The sequence below is a fragment of the Candidatus Pantoea multigeneris genome (genome assembly GCF_011752615.1).
Lineage (GTDB): Bacteria > Pseudomonadota > Gammaproteobacteria > Enterobacterales > Enterobacteriaceae > Pantoea > Pantoea multigeneris.
Genome location: NZ_VWXF01000007.1, coordinates 1 through 16,410, shown reverse-complemented (window position 1 = coordinate 16,410; position 16,410 = coordinate 1). Strand labels below are relative to the sequence as shown.

At 51.9% G+C, this 16,410-nt stretch carries 17 protein-coding genes; 8 read left to right on the top strand and 9 right to left on the bottom strand.

The features are described 5' to 3' along the window. Nucleotide 1 precedes the first annotated feature (1 nt). Nucleotides 2-460, bottom strand: coding sequence for a division/cell wall cluster transcriptional repressor MraZ (mraZ, locus tag F3J40_RS16145; RefSeq protein ID WP_167016224.1), 459 nt, complete (start codon nucleotides 458-460; stop codon nucleotides 2-4). Here mraZ and F3J40_RS16140 point away from each other — a divergent pair. After that, nucleotides 459-821 (top strand): hypothetical protein, encoded by a 363-nt coding sequence (locus F3J40_RS16140; RefSeq protein WP_167016223.1) that lies wholly within the window; start codon nucleotides 459-461, stop codon nucleotides 819-821. The genes mraZ and F3J40_RS16140 overlap by 2 nt on opposite strands. Before the next feature lie 136 nt (nucleotides 822-957). Here the strand turns inward: F3J40_RS16140 and cra are convergent, their stop codons facing one another. The 3 genes from cra to ilvI form a co-directional block, all read right to left on the bottom strand. Beyond that, nucleotides 958-1,968: a catabolite repressor/activator gene (gene cra / locus F3J40_RS16135; RefSeq protein ID WP_017348334.1), complete on the bottom strand. Its 1,011-nt coding sequence runs from the start codon at nucleotides 1,966-1,968 to the stop codon at nucleotides 958-960. 201 nt (nucleotides 1,969-2,169) lie between these two features. Then, on the bottom strand, nucleotides 2,170-2,661 hold the full coding sequence (ilvN, locus tag F3J40_RS16130) for an acetolactate synthase small subunit (RefSeq protein ID WP_026042689.1): 492 nt from the start codon (nucleotides 2,659-2,661) through the stop codon (nucleotides 2,170-2,172). A 2-nt stretch (nucleotides 2,662-2,663) separates the two neighbouring features. Beyond that, a complete protein-coding gene (ilvI, locus tag F3J40_RS16125; RefSeq protein ID WP_026042690.1) occupies nucleotides 2,664-4,388 on the bottom strand; it encodes an acetolactate synthase 3 large subunit in 1,725 nt (574 codons plus the stop codon). A 726-nt stretch (nucleotides 4,389-5,114) separates the two neighbouring features. Here ilvI and leuL point away from each other — a divergent pair. The 5 genes from leuL (at nucleotide 5,115) to leuD (ending at nucleotide 9,968) form a co-directional block, all read left to right on the top strand. Then, complete coding sequence (leuL, locus tag F3J40_RS25225; protein ID WP_369410951.1) at nucleotides 5,115-5,198, top strand: leu operon leader peptide; 84 nt, start codon at nucleotides 5,115-5,117, stop codon at nucleotides 5,196-5,198. Nucleotides 5,199-5,288: 90 nt separating this feature from the next. Next, on the top strand, nucleotides 5,289-6,854 hold the full coding sequence (gene leuA, locus F3J40_RS16115; protein ID WP_167016218.1) for a 2-isopropylmalate synthase: 1,566 nt from the start codon (nucleotides 5,289-5,291) through the stop codon (nucleotides 6,852-6,854). A gap of 2 nt (nucleotides 6,855-6,856) precedes the next feature. Next, the gene (gene leuB / locus F3J40_RS16110; protein WP_167016216.1) at nucleotides 6,857-7,948 is read left to right on the top strand and encodes a 3-isopropylmalate dehydrogenase; all 1,092 of its coding nucleotides are present in this window, start codon (nucleotides 6,857-6,859) and stop codon (nucleotides 7,946-7,948) included. Nucleotides 7,949-7,952: 4 nt separating this feature from the next. Further along, on the top strand, nucleotides 7,953-9,359 hold the full coding sequence (leuC, locus tag F3J40_RS16105; RefSeq protein WP_167016214.1) for a 3-isopropylmalate dehydratase large subunit: 1,407 nt from the start codon (nucleotides 7,953-7,955) through the stop codon (nucleotides 9,357-9,359). A 3-nt stretch (nucleotides 9,360-9,362) separates the two neighbouring features. Next, nucleotides 9,363-9,968, top strand: coding sequence for a 3-isopropylmalate dehydratase small subunit (leuD, locus tag F3J40_RS16100; protein ID WP_167016212.1), 606 nt, complete (start codon nucleotides 9,363-9,365; stop codon nucleotides 9,966-9,968). A 50-nt stretch (nucleotides 9,969-10,018) separates the two neighbouring features. Here the strand turns inward: leuD and F3J40_RS16095 are convergent, their stop codons facing one another. Further along, complete coding sequence (locus tag F3J40_RS16095) at nucleotides 10,019-11,185, bottom strand: MFS transporter (protein WP_167016210.1); 1,167 nt, start codon at nucleotides 11,183-11,185, stop codon at nucleotides 10,019-10,021. A 203-nt stretch (nucleotides 11,186-11,388) separates the two neighbouring features. On the opposite strand from F3J40_RS16095, the gene sgrR reads away from it, so the two are divergent. Next, nucleotides 11,389-13,050, top strand: coding sequence for an HTH-type transcriptional regulator SgrR (gene sgrR / locus F3J40_RS16090; protein ID WP_167016207.1), 1,662 nt, complete (start codon nucleotides 11,389-11,391; stop codon nucleotides 13,048-13,050). Between the two features lie 128 nt (nucleotides 13,051-13,178). Then, nucleotides 13,179-13,649 carry a DUF6130 family protein gene (locus tag F3J40_RS16085; protein ID WP_167016205.1) on the top strand — a complete coding sequence of 157 codons (471 nt, stop codon included), beginning with the start codon at nucleotides 13,179-13,181 and terminating at the stop codon, nucleotides 13,647-13,649. A 271-nt stretch (nucleotides 13,650-13,920) separates the two neighbouring features. Here the strand turns inward: F3J40_RS16085 and F3J40_RS16080 are convergent, their stop codons facing one another. From F3J40_RS16080 to F3J40_RS24940, 4 genes are read right to left on the bottom strand one after another with little or no spacing between them, the layout of a single operon-like run. After that, the gene (locus F3J40_RS16080) at nucleotides 13,921-14,283 is read right to left on the bottom strand and encodes an SMI1/KNR4 family protein (RefSeq protein ID WP_167016203.1); all 363 of its coding nucleotides are present in this window, start codon (nucleotides 14,281-14,283) and stop codon (nucleotides 13,921-13,923) included. Next, nucleotides 14,262-14,969, bottom strand: coding sequence for an RHS repeat-associated core domain-containing protein (locus F3J40_RS16075; protein ID WP_370659867.1), 708 nt, complete (start codon nucleotides 14,967-14,969; stop codon nucleotides 14,262-14,264). The genes F3J40_RS16080 and F3J40_RS16075 overlap by 22 nt, the downstream gene beginning before the upstream one ends. A 33-nt stretch (nucleotides 14,970-15,002) precedes the next feature. Further along, nucleotides 15,003-15,413 carry an NTF2 fold immunity protein gene (locus F3J40_RS16070; protein WP_167016199.1) on the bottom strand — a complete coding sequence of 137 codons (411 nt, stop codon included), beginning with the start codon at nucleotides 15,411-15,413 and terminating at the stop codon, nucleotides 15,003-15,005. A gap of 8 nt (nucleotides 15,414-15,421) precedes the next feature. After that, entirely contained in the window at nucleotides 15,422-16,261 is an 840-nt protein-coding gene (locus F3J40_RS24940; RefSeq protein WP_167016530.1) for an RHS repeat-associated core domain-containing protein, read from the bottom strand. Nucleotides 16,262-16,410 lie beyond the last annotated feature (149 nt).

The following is a 16,410-nucleotide window of genomic DNA, read 5'->3' as shown; positions in this document are numbered from 1 at the left end:
GCTATAGCGACAAATCCTGCAAGCGCTCAGATAAAGGCTCCTGAGCAGCGTGTTCTGCGTCAATATCATCCCTGACTTGTTGATACCAGGTCTGTTCATCCCACAGCTCAAACTTATTGAACTGCCCAACCAGCATCACTTCTTTTGTCAGGCTTGCATGCTGTCTTAGCGTGTTGGCTAATAACAGACGGCCTGCGTTGTCCATCTGGCACTCACTGGCATGTCCGAGCAGTAAGCGTTGTACTCGACGCTCTGCGGGGTTCATGCTGGATAAGCGGGACAACTTTTTTTCAATAACTTCCCATTCAGGAAGCGTGTAAAGCAGCAGACATGGCTGGTGAAGGTCGATAGTGCAAACCATCTGACCTTGAGACTCAGCGATCAGCAATTCGCGATAGCGTGTTGGAACCGCCAGTCGCCCTTTGCCGTCGAGATTGACTAATGTCGCACCTCGGAACATGCCAGTCCTCTCCTCAGCCGCCCTTTTTCACCACTTTATCCCACTTTTTACCACTAAAAGAGTTTACGGAGCCGATGAAATCATTGTCAAGCCGCAACGACAGGAGAAAATCACTATTTCCGTTAAGACAAAAGGTCCATTTAAGGGGAATGAATCAGAAGAAGACGATTTCTATAAAATTAACCTGATGAATAATGGAATAAAAATTCTCTACGACCAAAAAATGGCGAAAATTAACGCAGCGAGGCGAGAAAATCAGCTATCACAATTTCTGCGACGGCGGCGGCATTTTAGGGGATTTCCTAATCTTTGCCCAGCAGAACCCGTTGCCACGGGGAAAACGGTGAAGTGGGTGTTCTAAGCGGATGAAATTTAGTGGGCTTTTTAATTTGTCAGTTGATGCGTAGCAGATTTACGTTTTTTTACCGCTTATGAAACAATTTTTTTTATCTCATAAGCGATAAGTTTTAACAGGCGCTAATTTTACACCCTGTGGTTCATTTGGATTTCCGACCTAGTTGACCGCGGCGGAATAAATTACGTCGAATACGCGTTAATCCCGGTTTCGGTTTTTTGGGTTCATCCAGAGAAGCCAATACCAACTCCAAAACGCGTTCAGCAACATCGCGATGACGCTGCCCTACCGCCAGCACCGGGCATTCGAGGAAATCCAGCAGCTCATGGTCGCCGAAAGTGGCAATCGCCAGGTCTTTTGGCAGACGCCCTTCGCGCTTCAGCGCAATATCCATTACCCCTTGAAGTAAACCGAACGAGGTGGTGAACAGCGCTTCCGGCATCGGATGGGTTTCAAGGTACTCTTCAAACCGTGCTGCGGCTGCGCTACGCTCAAAACTGTCGCAGTAAAGGTAGCTGATTGGCCTTTCATCCTCTTTCCAGGCATCACGGAAGCCCATTTCACGCAGGAAACTGACGGAAAGCTCCGGCAATGCACCGAGGAATAAGACATCTTTCACCGGCTGCTGGCGCAGTTCATTCGCCAAAGCAAACGCATCGTCTTGATCGGCCCCCACCACACTGGTGAAGTGCTCGCGATCCAACGCACGATCCAGCGCAACTATTGGCAACGGGTCATGAATCCAGCGCTGATAGAACGGGTGCTCCGGGGGTAACGAGGTCGAGACGATGATCGCATCAACCTGACGCTGTAGCAGGTGTTCGACACAGCGCATTTCATTATCTGGCTGATCTTCCGAGCAGGCGATCAGCAACTGATAGCCACGCTGACGCGCCTGACGCTCAAGATAATTAGCAATACGCGTATAGCTGGTGTTTTCCAGGTCGGGGATCACTAAGCCGATCGATCGCGTGCGGCCTGCGCGTAAACCCGCAGCCACCGCATTAGGGTGGTAATTATGTTCTCTCACTACCGCCATGACTTTCTCGACGGTTTTTTCGCTGACACGATACTGCCGCGCTTTGCCATTAATGACATAGCTGGCCGTTGTGCGTGACACACCCGCCAGACGCGCGATTTCATCCAGTTTCACGGTAACTCCACAGGCACGCTGAACCGTTTGGGGCAATAATAGCCGCGCCAGGTCCAGGGAATTCTACATTTGTTACATCTAACAGCAGAAAACGGCGCGTAGCAACCGCTTTTGTTCATGCCGTGAGTTGGCGCGAGGAAAAGAAAAAACCCGGCAATTCGCCGGGTTAGGATGTGATTCTCTGCTTAAACAGTAGATCTGTCAGCGCATGATGCGGTCGCCGCGTGACACGCCAACTACTCCCGAACGTGCGACTTCAACGATTTCTGCGACTTCGCGTACCGTGTTGAGGAATGCATCGAGCTTATCGCTGCTCCCTGCCAGCTGAACCGTGTAAAGCGTAGGCGTGACATCAATGATTTGACCACGGAAGATTTCAGCGCTGCGCTTCACCTCTTCACGGCCATAGCCACTGGCTTGCAGCTTCACCAGCATGATTTCACGCTCGACGTAGGCGCCCTGCCCCAGTTCGGTCACGCGCAGTACATCAACCAGCTTATGCAGCTGCTTCTCGATCTGCTCCAGCACTTTCTCATCACCCACCGTCTGGATGGTCATCCGGGACAGCGTTGGGTCATCCGTTGGTGCCACAGTCAGGCTCTCAATGTTGTAGCCACGCTGGGAGAACAAACCAACCACGCGGGATAATGCGCCAGATTCATTCTCCAGCAGAACTGATAAAATACGCCGCATAATCAGGTCCTCTCCGTTTTGCTCAGCCACATCTCATCCATACCGCCACCGCGAATATGCATCGGGTAGACGTGCTCACTGCCATCGACGGTAACGTCAACAAACACCAGGCGGCCTTGTGCCACTGTCTCCAGTGCCTGAGCCAGCTTCGCTTCCAGTTCTGAAGGGTGCTGAATCGCGATCCCGACATGGCCATACGCTTCTGCCAGCCGTACAAAGTCCGGCAGGGACTCCATGTAAGATTGCGAATGGCGGCCGGAGTAAATCATATCCTGCCACTGCTTCACCATGCCCAACACGCGGTTGTTCAGGCTCAGTACCAGTACCGGCAAGCCATATTGCAGCGCTGTCGACAGTTCCTGGATGTTCATCTGGATACTGCCGTCACCGGTCACGCAGACCACGGTAGCTTCTGGCAGCGCCAGTTTGACCCCCAAAGCCGCGGGCAGGCCAAAGCCCATGGTGCCGAGGCCGCCGGAGTTGATCCAGCGACGTGGTTTGTCGAACTGGTAATACAGGGCGGCAAACATCTGATGTTGGCCAACATCGGAAGTGACATAGGCATCGCCCTTGGTCAGGCGACACAGGGTTTCAATCACCGCCTGAGGTTTGATCTGATCGCTGGTGCGATCAAATTCAAGGCACTGACGACTACGCCAGCCTTCAATGCTCAGCCACCAGTCACGCAGGCTATCTAACTGTTGTTTGGTATCGCTTTGCGCCAGCAGTTCCAGCATCTGCTCCAGTACCTGCTTTGCATCGCCGACGATCGGCACATCTGCTGAGACGGTTTTCGAAATTGACGTCGGATCGATATCAATATGCAGAATGGTCGCATTCGGGCAGTACTTGGCAAGGTTATTCGTCGTACGATCATCAAAACGGACGCCAATACCGAAGATCACGTCGGCATTGTGCATCGTCATGTTGGCTTCGTAGGTGCCGTGCATCCCTAACATGCCGACACACTGACGGTGTGTGCCAGGGAAAACACCCAGGCCCATCAACGAGGTTGTGACCGGAATATTCAGGGTTTCTGCCAGCTGTAACAGCTCTGCTTCGCAAGCCGAAGTAATTGCCCCGCCACCGGCATAGATCACCGGTTTATGTGCGGCGAGCAGCGTTTGTAATGCGCGCTTAATCTGCCCTTTATGCCCCTGCACCGTAGGGTTGTAGGAACGCATGCTGACAGTTTCCGGCCAGGCGTAAGGCAATTTGTTGGCGGGGTTCAGAATGTCTTTCGGCAGGTCAATGACCACTGGGCCAGGACGGCCAGTAGAAGCCAGCCAGAAGGCTTTTTTCAGTACCGTAGGGATCTCTTCGGTGCTTTTCACCAGGAAGCTGTGTTTGACCACCGGGCGGGAGATCCCGACCATATCGCACTCCTGGAAGGCATCGTAGCCAATCAGGGACGAAGGCACCTGGCCCGACAATACAACCATCGGAATTGAGTCCATGTAGGCAGTGGCAATACCGGTTACCGCATTGGTTGCACCCGGTCCTGAGGTAACCAACACCACGCCCACTTCACCGGTTGCGCGTGCATAGCCATCCGCCATGTGTACGGCGCCTTGCTCGTGACGGACTAAAATATGGTCAATACCACCTACCGTTTGCAGAGCGTCGTAGATATCTAACACCGCTCCGCCGGGATAACCGAATACCTGTTTCACGCCCTGGTCGATTAACGACCGGATGAGCATTTCGGCTCCTGACAACATCTCCATTTTTTGCCTCCCGGCTTAAAGGCGCAGTCCACTTCATACGCTGCTCCAGCGTACGACAACGGGTTGCACCTTATTTCGCCAATTCAGATCAACAACTTATGCCTATGCTCAAGTGGCAGAAATCGTTTCCGCCACCTGGATAAAGGGAATTTTTACGCTAAGACCATCTTTTCAGATCTGGTTAATTACCATAACCGTAGAAAACTCAGCAGGCAAACGGCAAACCCGCGGCCTGGCGTAACATCACTTTTAAAGCCACTACGCCCCTGACTAACAGAGCGCGGATTAAACTAATGACGAGTGATATTCACAGAATAAAATGCTGCCAAAAATTTTATTTTTAGCGTGATATAAGAATTAGCAAAAAGTTATCGGGAAGAGGCTCAGACTACAATGTTACCAAACGATTAATTTCTTAAGTTATTATTCTGATAAATCATTCAATGGCGTGAGATTATTCTATCATCACGGGAATTACCCTTGCGTCAGCCACTCAGCCATACTCTATAAAAAACTTAATTATCATATACATAAGATAAACTTATCGCTGTGATTCCTTCCTGTTCCTGAACGCGTGTTAGTCCCCTTTTCATAACTCTGTACCGCACGGTAAACACAGGATTTTTTCCTTGTGAGCCAAAACAATTAACCCTGGTTTTTAGGTTGACTTCACTCTGCGTTTGCAGTACCAATATAGGCAGCACAAAATTTACGAGGCCCGAATCAATGTTCCATTCATTTCGTCTACTAGTTCTACTACTAAACGCACTTAGTTTGCGCGGTAGACTTGTGGGCGGAATTAAACACTGATTCGGACCTGCTGAAGTTAAGAAACCCGCGCCTTGCGCGGGTTTTTTTATGCTCGTTGCACGGTGAAGTTAACGCATAAGGAAGATTACCATGAGCCAGCAAGTCATTATTTTCGATACCACTCTGCGCGATGGCGAACAGGCTTTACAGGCCAGCCTGAGTGTCAAAGAAAAACTGCAAATTGCACTGGCGCTTGAGCGCATGGGCGTGGATGTGATGGAAGTGGGCTTCCCTATCTCATCGCCTGGCGATTTTGAGTCGGTTCAGACCATCGCTCGCAGCGTGAAGAACAGTCGCGTTGCGGCTCTGGCACGCTGTGTGGACAAAGATATTGATGCAGCATATGAAGCGCTGCGCGTCGCTGAAGCGTTCCGTATTCACACTTTCCTCGCCACTTCACCGGGCCACATTGCCACTAAGCTGCGCAGCACCCTGCCAGACGTGATTGACCGCGCTTGTGCCTCAATCAAGCGTGCACGTAATTATACCAATGACGTGGAATTCTCCTGTGAAGACGGTGGTCGTACCCCGATTGATGACTTGTGTCGCGTCGTGGAAGCGGCCATCAATGCCGGTGCTACCACCATCAACATCCCGGACACCGTGGGTTATAACCTGCCAGCCGAATACGCCAACATCTTCACCCAGTTACTGAACCGCGTACCGAATATCGATAAAGCGATTTTGTCCGTACACACCCATGATGACCTCGGCATGGCGACCGGCAATGCGCTGGCGGGTGTTTTAGCAGGTGCTCGCCAGGTCGAAGGCACCATCAACGGCCTGGGTGAACGTGCCGGTAACTGTGCGCTGGAAGAAGTGATCATGGCGATCAAAACCCGCCAGCAGATCATCAACCTGCATACCAACATCAAGCATCAGGAAATCTATCGCACCAGCCAGTTGGTCAGCCAGATTTGCAACATGCCTATCCCGGCTAACAAGGCGATTGTCGGCTCTGGTGCCTTCGCACACTCTTCCGGTATTCACCAGGATGGCGTTCTGAAGAACCGCGAGAACTACGAGATCCTGACGCCAGAATCGATTGGCCTGCACAAAATCCAGCTGAATCTGACCTCCCGTTCTGGCCGTGCCGCCGTGAAACACCGCATGGAAGAGATGGGTTACAAAGAGACGGAATACAGCATGGACGCGCTGTATGACGCCTTCCTGAAACTGGCCGATAAGAAAGGTCAGGTCTTTGACTATGACCTGGAAGCATTGGCCTTTATCAACAAGCAGAACGAAGAGCCAGAGTACTTCGAGCTGAACGAATTCAACGTCCAGTCGGGTTCCAGCATCACTGCCACTGCGTCCGTCAATTTGGGCTGCGGTGAAGAAGCAAAATCTGAAGCGGCCACCGGCAACGGCCCGGTCGATGCAGTTTATCAGGCCATCAACCGCATCACTGGTTTTGATGCCGAGCTGGTGAACTACAAACTCACGGCCAAAGGTCACGGCGAAAATGCGCTGGGCCAGGTGGACATCGTCGTCGGTTACAACAACCGTAAATTCCACGGTGTAGGTCTGGCGACGGATATCGTCGAGTCCTCCGCGAAAGCGATGGTCAACGCCCTGAACAACATCTGGCGTGCAAAACAAGTTGAGATTGAACTGCAACGCAAATCTAACGCTGACAAAAAGGAAACGGTGTAATCATGTCTGAGTCATTCCATATCGCGGTCGTTCCAGGTGACGGCATTGGCCCGGAAGTTATGGCGCAGGCGCACAAAGTACTGGACGCTATTCGTCAACGCTTTGGCCTGCGTATCACTACCAGCGAATATGATGCGGGCGGCATCGCCATTGATCGTCATGGTGAACCGTTGCCAGCAGCAACCGTCAGCGGTTGCGAACAAGCAGACGCGATTCTCTTCGGTTCAGTAGGTGGCCCGAAGTGGGAACACCTGCCAGCAGATCAGCAGCCAGAGCGTGGTGCTCTGCTGCCCCTGCGCAAGCACTTCAAACTGTTCAGCAACTTGCGTCCAGCCTCTTTATACAAAGGTCTGGAATCTTTCTCACCGCTGCGCAGCGATATTTCAGCGCGTGGTTTTGACATTCTGGTGGTACGTGAGCTCACTGGCGGTATTTACTTCGGTCAGCCAAAAGGCCGTGAAGGCAGCGGCCCACACGAGCGTGCTTTCGACACCGAGGTGTATCACCGTTTTGAGATTGAACGCATCGCGCGCATCGCTTTTGAATCTGCCCGCAAACGCCGTGGCATTGTAACCTCTATCGATAAAGCGAATGTGCTGCAAACCTCGATTTTATGGCGTCAGATCGTGACGGAAATTGCGCAAGAGTATCCTGATGTGCAGCTGAGCCATATGTACATCGATAACGCTACGATGCAGTTTATTAAAGACCCGTCTCAGTTTGATGTGGTGCTGTGCTCTAACCTGTTTGGTGACATTCTCTCTGATGAGTGCGCGATGATCACCGGCTCAATGGGCTTGCTGCCATCAGCCAGCCTGAATGAAGAGGGCTTTGGCCTGTATGAACCGGCCGGCGGTTCTGCACCGGATATCGCGGGACAGAACATTGCCAACCCGATTGCCCAGATCCGCTCGCTGGCCCTGCTGTTGCGTTACAGCCTGAATGCCGATGCCGCTGCTGATAGCATCGAACACGCGATTACTCAGGCACTGGAAGCTGGTCACCGCACCCGCGATTTAGCAGGCAACGGCCCGGCAGTGAGTACCGATGAAATGGGCAGCATCATTGCCCGTTTCATCACTGAGGAAAAATAAAATAATGAAGACCTTATACCAGAAGTTATTTGATGCACATGTCGTTTTCGAAGCTCCAGAAGAAACACCACTGCTGTACATCGATCGCCACCTGGTCCATGAGGTAACGTCCCCGCAGGCCTTTGATGGCTTGCGGGCGCAGGGACGTCCGGTCCGCCAACCGTCAAAAACGTTTGCGACCATGGACCACAACGTCTCGACCCAAACGCGCGATATCAACGCATCCGGTGATATGGCGCGAATTCAGATGCAAGAGCTGATCAAAAACTGCGCCGCTTTTGGGGTCGAGCTGTATGACCTGAACCACCCTTATCAAGGCATTGTGCACGTGATGGGGCCAGAGCAAGGTTTGTCCCTGCCCGGCATGACGATTGTCTGTGGTGATTCACACACTGCGACCCACGGTGCCTTTGGTGCGCTGGCGTTTGGCATCGGGACTTCCGAAGTTGAACACGTATTAGCCACGCAAACGCTGAAGCAGACACGTGCTAAATCGATGAAAATCGAAGTCACAGGTACCGCCGCACCTGGCATTACCGCGAAGGATATCGTACTGGCGATTGTCGGCAAAACCACTGCGGCAGGCGGTACTGGCCACGTAGTCGAATTCTGTGGTCCGGTGATTGAAGCGCTGAGTATGGAAGGCCGTATGACCGTGTGTAACATGGCCATTGAGCTGGGTGCCAAAGCCGGTTTGATTGCACCGGATGACACCACCTTCGCCTACCTGAAAGGTCGTCAGTTCGCGCCACAGGGTGAGAAATGGGAGCAGGCCGTCGCATACTGGCGTACGCTGCGTTCCGATCCCGATGCGGTATTCGATACGGTCGTGACGCTGAACGCAGCCGACATTGCGCCGCAGGTAACATGGGGAACCAACCCCGGCCAGGTGATGGGCGTTGATCAACCGATTCCCGATCCGGCTTCATTTACCGATCCGATTGAGCGTGCCTCAGCAGAGAAAGCGCTGGCTTATATGGATTTGCATCCCGGCATCCGTATGACCGAAGTGAGCATTGATAAAGTCTTTATCGGTTCCTGTACTAACTCGCGCATTGAAGATTTACGTGCTGCCGCTGCGGTGGCGAAAGGGCGTAAAGTCGCACCAGGCGTCGTTGCTATGGTGGTGCCGGGTTCAGGTCCGGTAAAAGCGCAGGCGGAAGCCGAAGGCCTGGATAAAATTTTCCTCGATGCCGGTTTCGAGTGGCGTTTGCCTGGCTGTTCAATGTGCCTGGCGATGAATAACGACCGCCTGCAACCTGGCGAGCGTTGCGCTTCTACCAGTAACCGCAATTTTGAAGGACGTCAGGGGCGCGGGGGCCGTACGCATCTGGTCAGCCCGGCAATGGCCGCAGCCGCAGCTGTCACGGGTCACTTTGCTGACATCCGTGATTTGACGACAGGAGCGTAAACCATGGCTAACAAATTTGTCCGTCAGACCGGCAAAGTACTGCCGTTAGATGCAGCCAACGTCGATACCGATGCGATTCTGCCGAAGCAGTTTCTGCAAAAGGTGACACGCACCGGCTTTGGTACCCATCTGTTTCACGACTGGCGGTATGAAGATGACGCAGGCACCATTTCGACCGAGAGCTTTATTCTGAATCTGCCGGTCTATAAAGGTGCCAGCATTTTACTGGCGCGGGAAAACTTTGGTTGTGGCTCCTCGCGCGAACATGCACCCTGGGCACTGACCGATTACGGTTTCCATACCGTCATTGCCCCGAGCTTTGGCGACATCTTCTATAACAACAGTTTCAATAACCAACTGCTACCCGTGCGTTTGAGTGAAGACCAGGTGGATGAGTTGTTTAAACTTGCCGCCGCTGAACCCGGCGTGAGTTTTACGGTTGATCTCGAAGCTCAGGCGATCATTGCCGGGGATAAGACCTATCCGTTTGAGATTAACAGCTTCCATCGCCACTGCATGTTAAACGGGCTGGACAGCATCGGCCTGACCTTGCAGCACGAAGAGGCTATTGCCCAATACGAGCAACATCAGCCCGCATTTTTCCGCTGAGTCATCTGATTCTCTCCCTTATCCGAGGGAGAGAATCATCGCAACATCCGTTACGCGTTGCGCACACGCGTCGAAAGCGCAAATGCCACTATCGCCATCACTAGCGCTAACCAGTACACCGAAACATGGCCGTACTGTTCGCTCAACACGCCCTGAATTACCCCGGCTAAAATCATCCCGGTGGAGATAGAGTTAGTGAACATGGTGGTCGCCGCACCAGGCCGACCCGGCATAAGATCCTGAAACCACAGCATCCCAATCCCGGCAATAATGCCGATAAACACCGCATTAAACAGCTGCAAATAGAGCAGTGCGTTACGTGACGTCAATGACACCATGCCGATGTAGAACAGCACCGCCGCCGCCAATGCAATCAGCACCAGATTGCGTTTGCCGATACGCTTTGCCAGGTACCCCGCCAACAGCATCACCGGAATTTCCAGGCCCGCAGCCAGTCCCATCAACACGCCTGCCAGCTTCTCCGGCAGTTGCAGCGTTGAGCTGATATACAGGGGCATATCAATGATATACATGGTGTTGCAGGTCCACATAATCACCGAAGCAATAAACAGTAAACGCACATCACGGTTGCGCCAGCCGCTAACGGGCATCCCGCCGCTTTGCATCAGCCCCGGTTCACGCGTAATCGAAGGGAGCGTGAATCCGACCAGCAACATGGTGATCAAGAACATCACGCCCACCACCAAATAAAGCGTCACAAAGCCATAATTCAGTGCCAGCATAAAGGAGAGCGGCGGCCCAATAACCCATGCAAGCGACAGCTGTGCACGCATTACGGAACTGAACATCACCGCCTCTTTGGCTTCACGGTCAGAGTACTCGCGCGCCAAAGCAAAAATCTGCGGCATCGCCACACTCGCCAAAGAAGTGAGCAACACGCCGAGGGTAATTAGGGTCAGGTAGTGACGTGAAAACGCAAACACCAGCGCATTGGCGACCGCCATCGCGCAGCAAAACAAAATTAGCTTGCGTCGGTCTTTCATGCTGTCAGAACGCTTTGCCACCAACATGCTGACGACAATGCCCGCCACCGCGCTAACGGTAAAAAACAGGCCGACCCAGAAGGGGGGAACCGCGACTTCACGCGTTAAATACAGACTCAGCGTCGGTGCCTGTAAAGCCCCGGCCACGCCGCTGACGAAAGATACCAACATAAAGGCAAGATAGAGCGGATTGATACCGCGTAACACACGCATGAATAGTCCCTTAAATGGAAAACATGAACCCGCCGATAGGGGTTTCTCAGGGTAATCAAAAAGCCCGCATTGAGAAACCATTGACACTAGAAAAATGCACCAGACGGGCATCTTACGGAATACCCACACTGCGGGTGGCGTTGAGTGCGCCGCAGATATAGGGTAAATAAAACTGAGAATTATTTACATGGAGTTCCTCTTTTATGCCTTCGTCACGCCTGAAGCAGCAATTTATTCGCCTGTGGCAAAGCTGCAATGGACAAGCTCAGGAAACCACACTCAGCGATTTAGCCCTGTTGTTGCACTGTTCGCGCCGCCATATGCGTAATCTGCTCAACAGCATGCAGCAAGCGGGCTGGCTCACCTGGCAAGCCGAAGCGGGTCGCGGTAAACGTTCGCTACTGAGCTTCCATTACACCGGGCTGGCGTTGCAGAACCAGAGAGCGGAAGATCTGCTGGAGCAGGATCGCATCGATCAGCTGGTCAAACTGGTTGGCGATAAAGAGCAGGTGCGACAAATGATTGCGGCCCACCTTGGCCGCAGCTTTCGCCAGGGCAAACATATTCTGCGCATTCTTTACTATCGCCCGATGCTCAACCTGTTACCGGGTTCCCCGCTGCGCCGGTCTGAAACCCATCTGGCGCGGCAAATCTTCAGCACACTGACCCAGGTAAATGAGGAAAAGGGGGAAATTGAGCCAGATATTGCCCATCACTGGCAGCAACTTTCGCCGCTGGAATGGCGCTTTTATTTACGCCCGGCGATCCGTTTTCACCATGGTCGCGAACTGGACATGACCGATGTTATCAGCAGCCTGACGCGTGCTCAGGCGCAGCCGCTGTTTCAGCATATTCGTCACATCCACTCACCCGCCGCCTGGACGCTGGATATCACGCTGAGCGAACCCGATGCCTGGCTCCCCTGGTTGCTGGCCAGCAGCAGTGCGATGATCTTGCCGCAAGAGTGGCAGGATCAACGCCATTTTGCCCGTGAACCGATTGGCACAGGCCCCTATCGCATCAGCAGCAACCAGCGCAGCCATCTGAAAATTCAGGCATTTGACGACTATTTTGGCTACCGGGCGCTGATTGATGACGTGAGCTTTTGGGTGCTGCCTGAAATCAGCGATGAGCTGGTCTATTCCGGCGTAAGGTTGGAAGGGGCGAGTCAGAGTGAAAAATCAGAGGAGAGCCGGCTCGAAGAGGGCTGCTATTTTCTGCTGTTCGACCAGCGTTCGTTGGTCGGGCGCGATCCGGCTATCCGCCGCTGGATTAGCTATCTGCTCAACCCGGTTTCAATGCTTAACCACGCTGGTGTTGGCTATCAACGTTACTGGTTCCCCGCCTGGGGACTGCTGCCACGCTGGCATCATCGGCGCGATCTGGCGGAGGTCAGCAAGCCGGTTGGGCTGGATAGCCTGACGCTGACCTGGTACAGCCATCATGTTGAACATCAGGGCATTGCTGACGCGCTACGCCCACTGTTAGCACAGCATGGTGTCCGCCTTCAGGTCCGTGAAATCAGTTATGAAGAGTGGCACGCGGGAGAAGCAGAAAGCGATATCTGGCTCGGCAGCGTTAACTTTACCCTGCCGCTGGAATATTCCGTCTTTGCCCAGCTTTATGAACTGCCGCTGCTGCGCCACTGCCTGCCCATCGATTGGGAAACTGATCTGACGCGCTGGCATCATCAACAATTGCCCCTGGCAGAGTGGAGCAAAACGCTGGTGGAAAATAACTATCTGCACCCACTGTTTCACCACTGGTTGCGGCTGGAAGGAGAGCGCAGTATGCGCGGCGTAAGAATGAATACCCTGGGCTGGTTTGACTTTAAATCCGCCTGGTTTACTCCGCCAGTCCGCTAGGGTTTGTACCTGTCTGTATCTTGCCGCTGGCAGATACAGCATGATGCAAAAATGCGACCGCCAGACAAATACCAGATACATCAAGCTGATGAGATAGCCCCAGACCCAAACCTCTCTGGAGCCAGACCATGTACAAATCCCTGCTCATCAGCTTGCTCTCTCTCAGCACCTTCGCCGCATCGTCAGCCGATCTCAGCCAGTTAAGCGCCGCCGATGTTCTCGGCCCCGCTGCGGTTGCCCCACTGGCACAGCCTCAGCCTCCGGCTAAACTGATTGTCGATCCGCCTTTGCCCGGCCCGTTAAGCAAAGGGGCCGTTTTTATTCAGTACCGCACCGAAAACCTGCGCATTGAGCCGGTATTTGGCCCAGATGCGTTGAAAGTGACACCACGCATCGGCCATCTGCATGTCATTGTTGATGGCAATCCGTGGCACTGGGCTGACACCAGCGGCGAACCGATTATTCTGGTCGGACTGACGCCCGGTAAGCATAAAGTGACGCTGATTCTGGCCAATGCCATCCACAAGCCACTCGACAGTAAAACGGTGGAGTTCACCGTCCCGGCGACAGCAGGCCACAATGGCCATGCAGGTATGTGATAAAACGCGGAGTGCGGAAGGATGGGAGTGCAAGGTAGTGTGCGGTGTTCCCATTCTACCCGTTCAGATGGCGCTGCATTCCAGTGGCTCTATCATAATCGTACTAAAAAAATTGATGGAAGTTCATGATAAAGATATTGAATATCACCTCAACACAAAACACTATCAGTGAATTGGTAGAATTACCTCAAAAAAAATTAATAAAAACACAATAAAAAACATAAAGGTCGACAAGCTCAAATAATAATCGACCCTTATTAGATGAAAATGACTACTTTATTAAATCGTATATATCACTAGCCTCTTCATCCATTGCCAAACTACCTAAAGCGCCTAAATCTAAGCTGTAAATTTTATCACTCTCATTATCCAACCTTATAAAATAACCAAGATCCCCATCCTGGCCAATCATTAGACAATCCGGTTCAACATCTTGAATAGTATACGTTTCATTCCTTTCAAGAAGGTCCTTGAAGTTAAATATGTAAATAAAATCACCTTTCTTACTTTCGACTTCATAAGAATCAATATCTTTAACCTCTTCGCACAAAAACCTCTTGTAAACAAAAGGGAGTTTTACATTCAACTTTTCTTCTAAACCCTCTATCTCTTTTAAGACATTAACACCAACCATAGTCCACCTCTTTTGTTTTTGAAAAACCAAATATCAAAGAAATAATTACCAAGATTACTCTCTCTGACACCATCAAAATACTTACATGCATCAATAAGTGATTTCCGGGCCTGAGCTTCTGGAACGCCTGCATCAAGCATTTCTTTATAAATTATATTAAATTCTTGCTTCAATGTTGTATCCCATTCTCCTGTTGAAGCTCTTCTGGCTCGCTGGGCTGCACTAATGATTGCGTGAGGACTTCCAGATGATGATTTTAACAACGTTGCTGGCGCTGAATTTCTTTGATATCCACTGATTCTTTTCTTAGCCCATGCATCCTGTATAGGGTGGTGACTTTGAACAAAGCCATCTGCTTTACTATTTTTATGTCCCATCGCACGATTAGCTCCGGGAGATAAATTTCCATGAGGATCTACATCGCCCGCTTTATACCCATTTGGAGAGTTACACTTACTCACCCCCCACGGATCCGCCCAGTTAACCGGATCTGGCGCATACGCATACAGGTTCAGACCACCCGCCAGCCCGATTGGGTCCGGGCTGATAAAGTGCATGCTGTCCGCGTCGTAGTACCGGAACAGATTGTAGTGCAGCCCGGTTTCCCGGTCCAGGTACTGGCCCTGCATCCGCAGGTTGTATTCCCGCACCGCCGCCGAGTTCAGCTCGCCCCAGGCGTCGTTGATAATAACGTTACAATTTAATGATTAATTAACTTATCAAATATTATATTTAACCCACTTACTTTCAAATTCACTGAACCGCTCCTTTTTATCTATCCGCCATCCTAAAGCTGTATGATTAAGAGTGTATTTAAAAACATTCTCGAACCCAGTTTTTTGCTGCGTTTCAATAATTGCTTTATTTTTAGCAATCGCGGCGCTGGTTATTTCTTCATCCAGTGAATATTCCGGCGGCTCACTACATGAAAGAGATACTTGTCGACCTTGCTTTCTGTCTCTCAAGGTACAATATGTATTAAATATAGAGTCCAACTCAATTTTTATTTTATTTTTAATCTCATCCGTTCCACCCTCGGCCAGAAGACCATAGCTTTCCACCTCCCATTTATTCATTTCAAAAATAAAGGTGGTTAGCGTTTCTTTTGCTCCGTTAATATCATTCATCATATACACCATTAGTTATTAAAAACACGCCCAAGAACTTTCTTACCATTTTGGAAAACTTCGTATTTTATACCTGTTGGCCGCGTCCCTCCATTTGCATATTTAAATGTCCATTCAATGTCAACAGCTCCTTTCTGTCCAATATAATCCCTCACGGATTTTTCAAACATTCTATAATCACCACGATTAATCGAGGCTAACTGAGGGAATACATTATTTTTCCCACCTTGCCCACCAAGAGCTTTAGCTAAAATATGCCCAGCATCATCTGTCTGGAAGCCCATAGCTCTGGCTGCAGCTCGCGCACTGGCATTAATTCCTGTGCCAGTTTTTAAATCTGCAGGTGAAACTGTTGCTCTCGCTGTCAGAACTTCACCATTTTGACCACAAGTTACTGTTGGGCATTTAGAAAGACCCCACGGATCCGCCCAGTTAACCGGATCCGGCGCATACGCATACAGGTTCAGACCACCCGCCAGTCCGATTGGATCCGGGCTGATAAAGTGCATGCTGTCCGCGTCGTAGTACCGGAACAGATTGTAGTGCAGCCCCGTTTCACGGTCCAGGTACTGGCCCTGCATCCGCAGGTTGTCTTCCCGCACCGCCGCCGAGTTTATCTCGCCCCACGCCGTGTCCACCCGGCCCCAGGCGTCGTTTACGATGCGCCACACCTCCTCCCCGTTGCTGTCGCTCAGCTGCTCCGGCGTCCCGTCCGGCCGGGTGTGATACCAGTAAATCCGCGTGTACTCCCGCGCCCTGTCCGGCGTATCGATGCGGGCCAGCGGCACGTAGCTGTCCGTGTCGCTGTAAACGTACGTCGTACTCCCGTCCCGGCGTATCTCCTGCACCATCCGCAGGCCGTCCCACACGAAACGCACCCGGTAAGACGCCGGCAGCGGCACCACCGGATGCCACGACCGGTTGCGGCTGACGTAGTGCACCTGTTTCTCCGTCCGGCGTCCCAGCGCGTCGTAGCGGAACTGCACCACCGTCTGCGGCA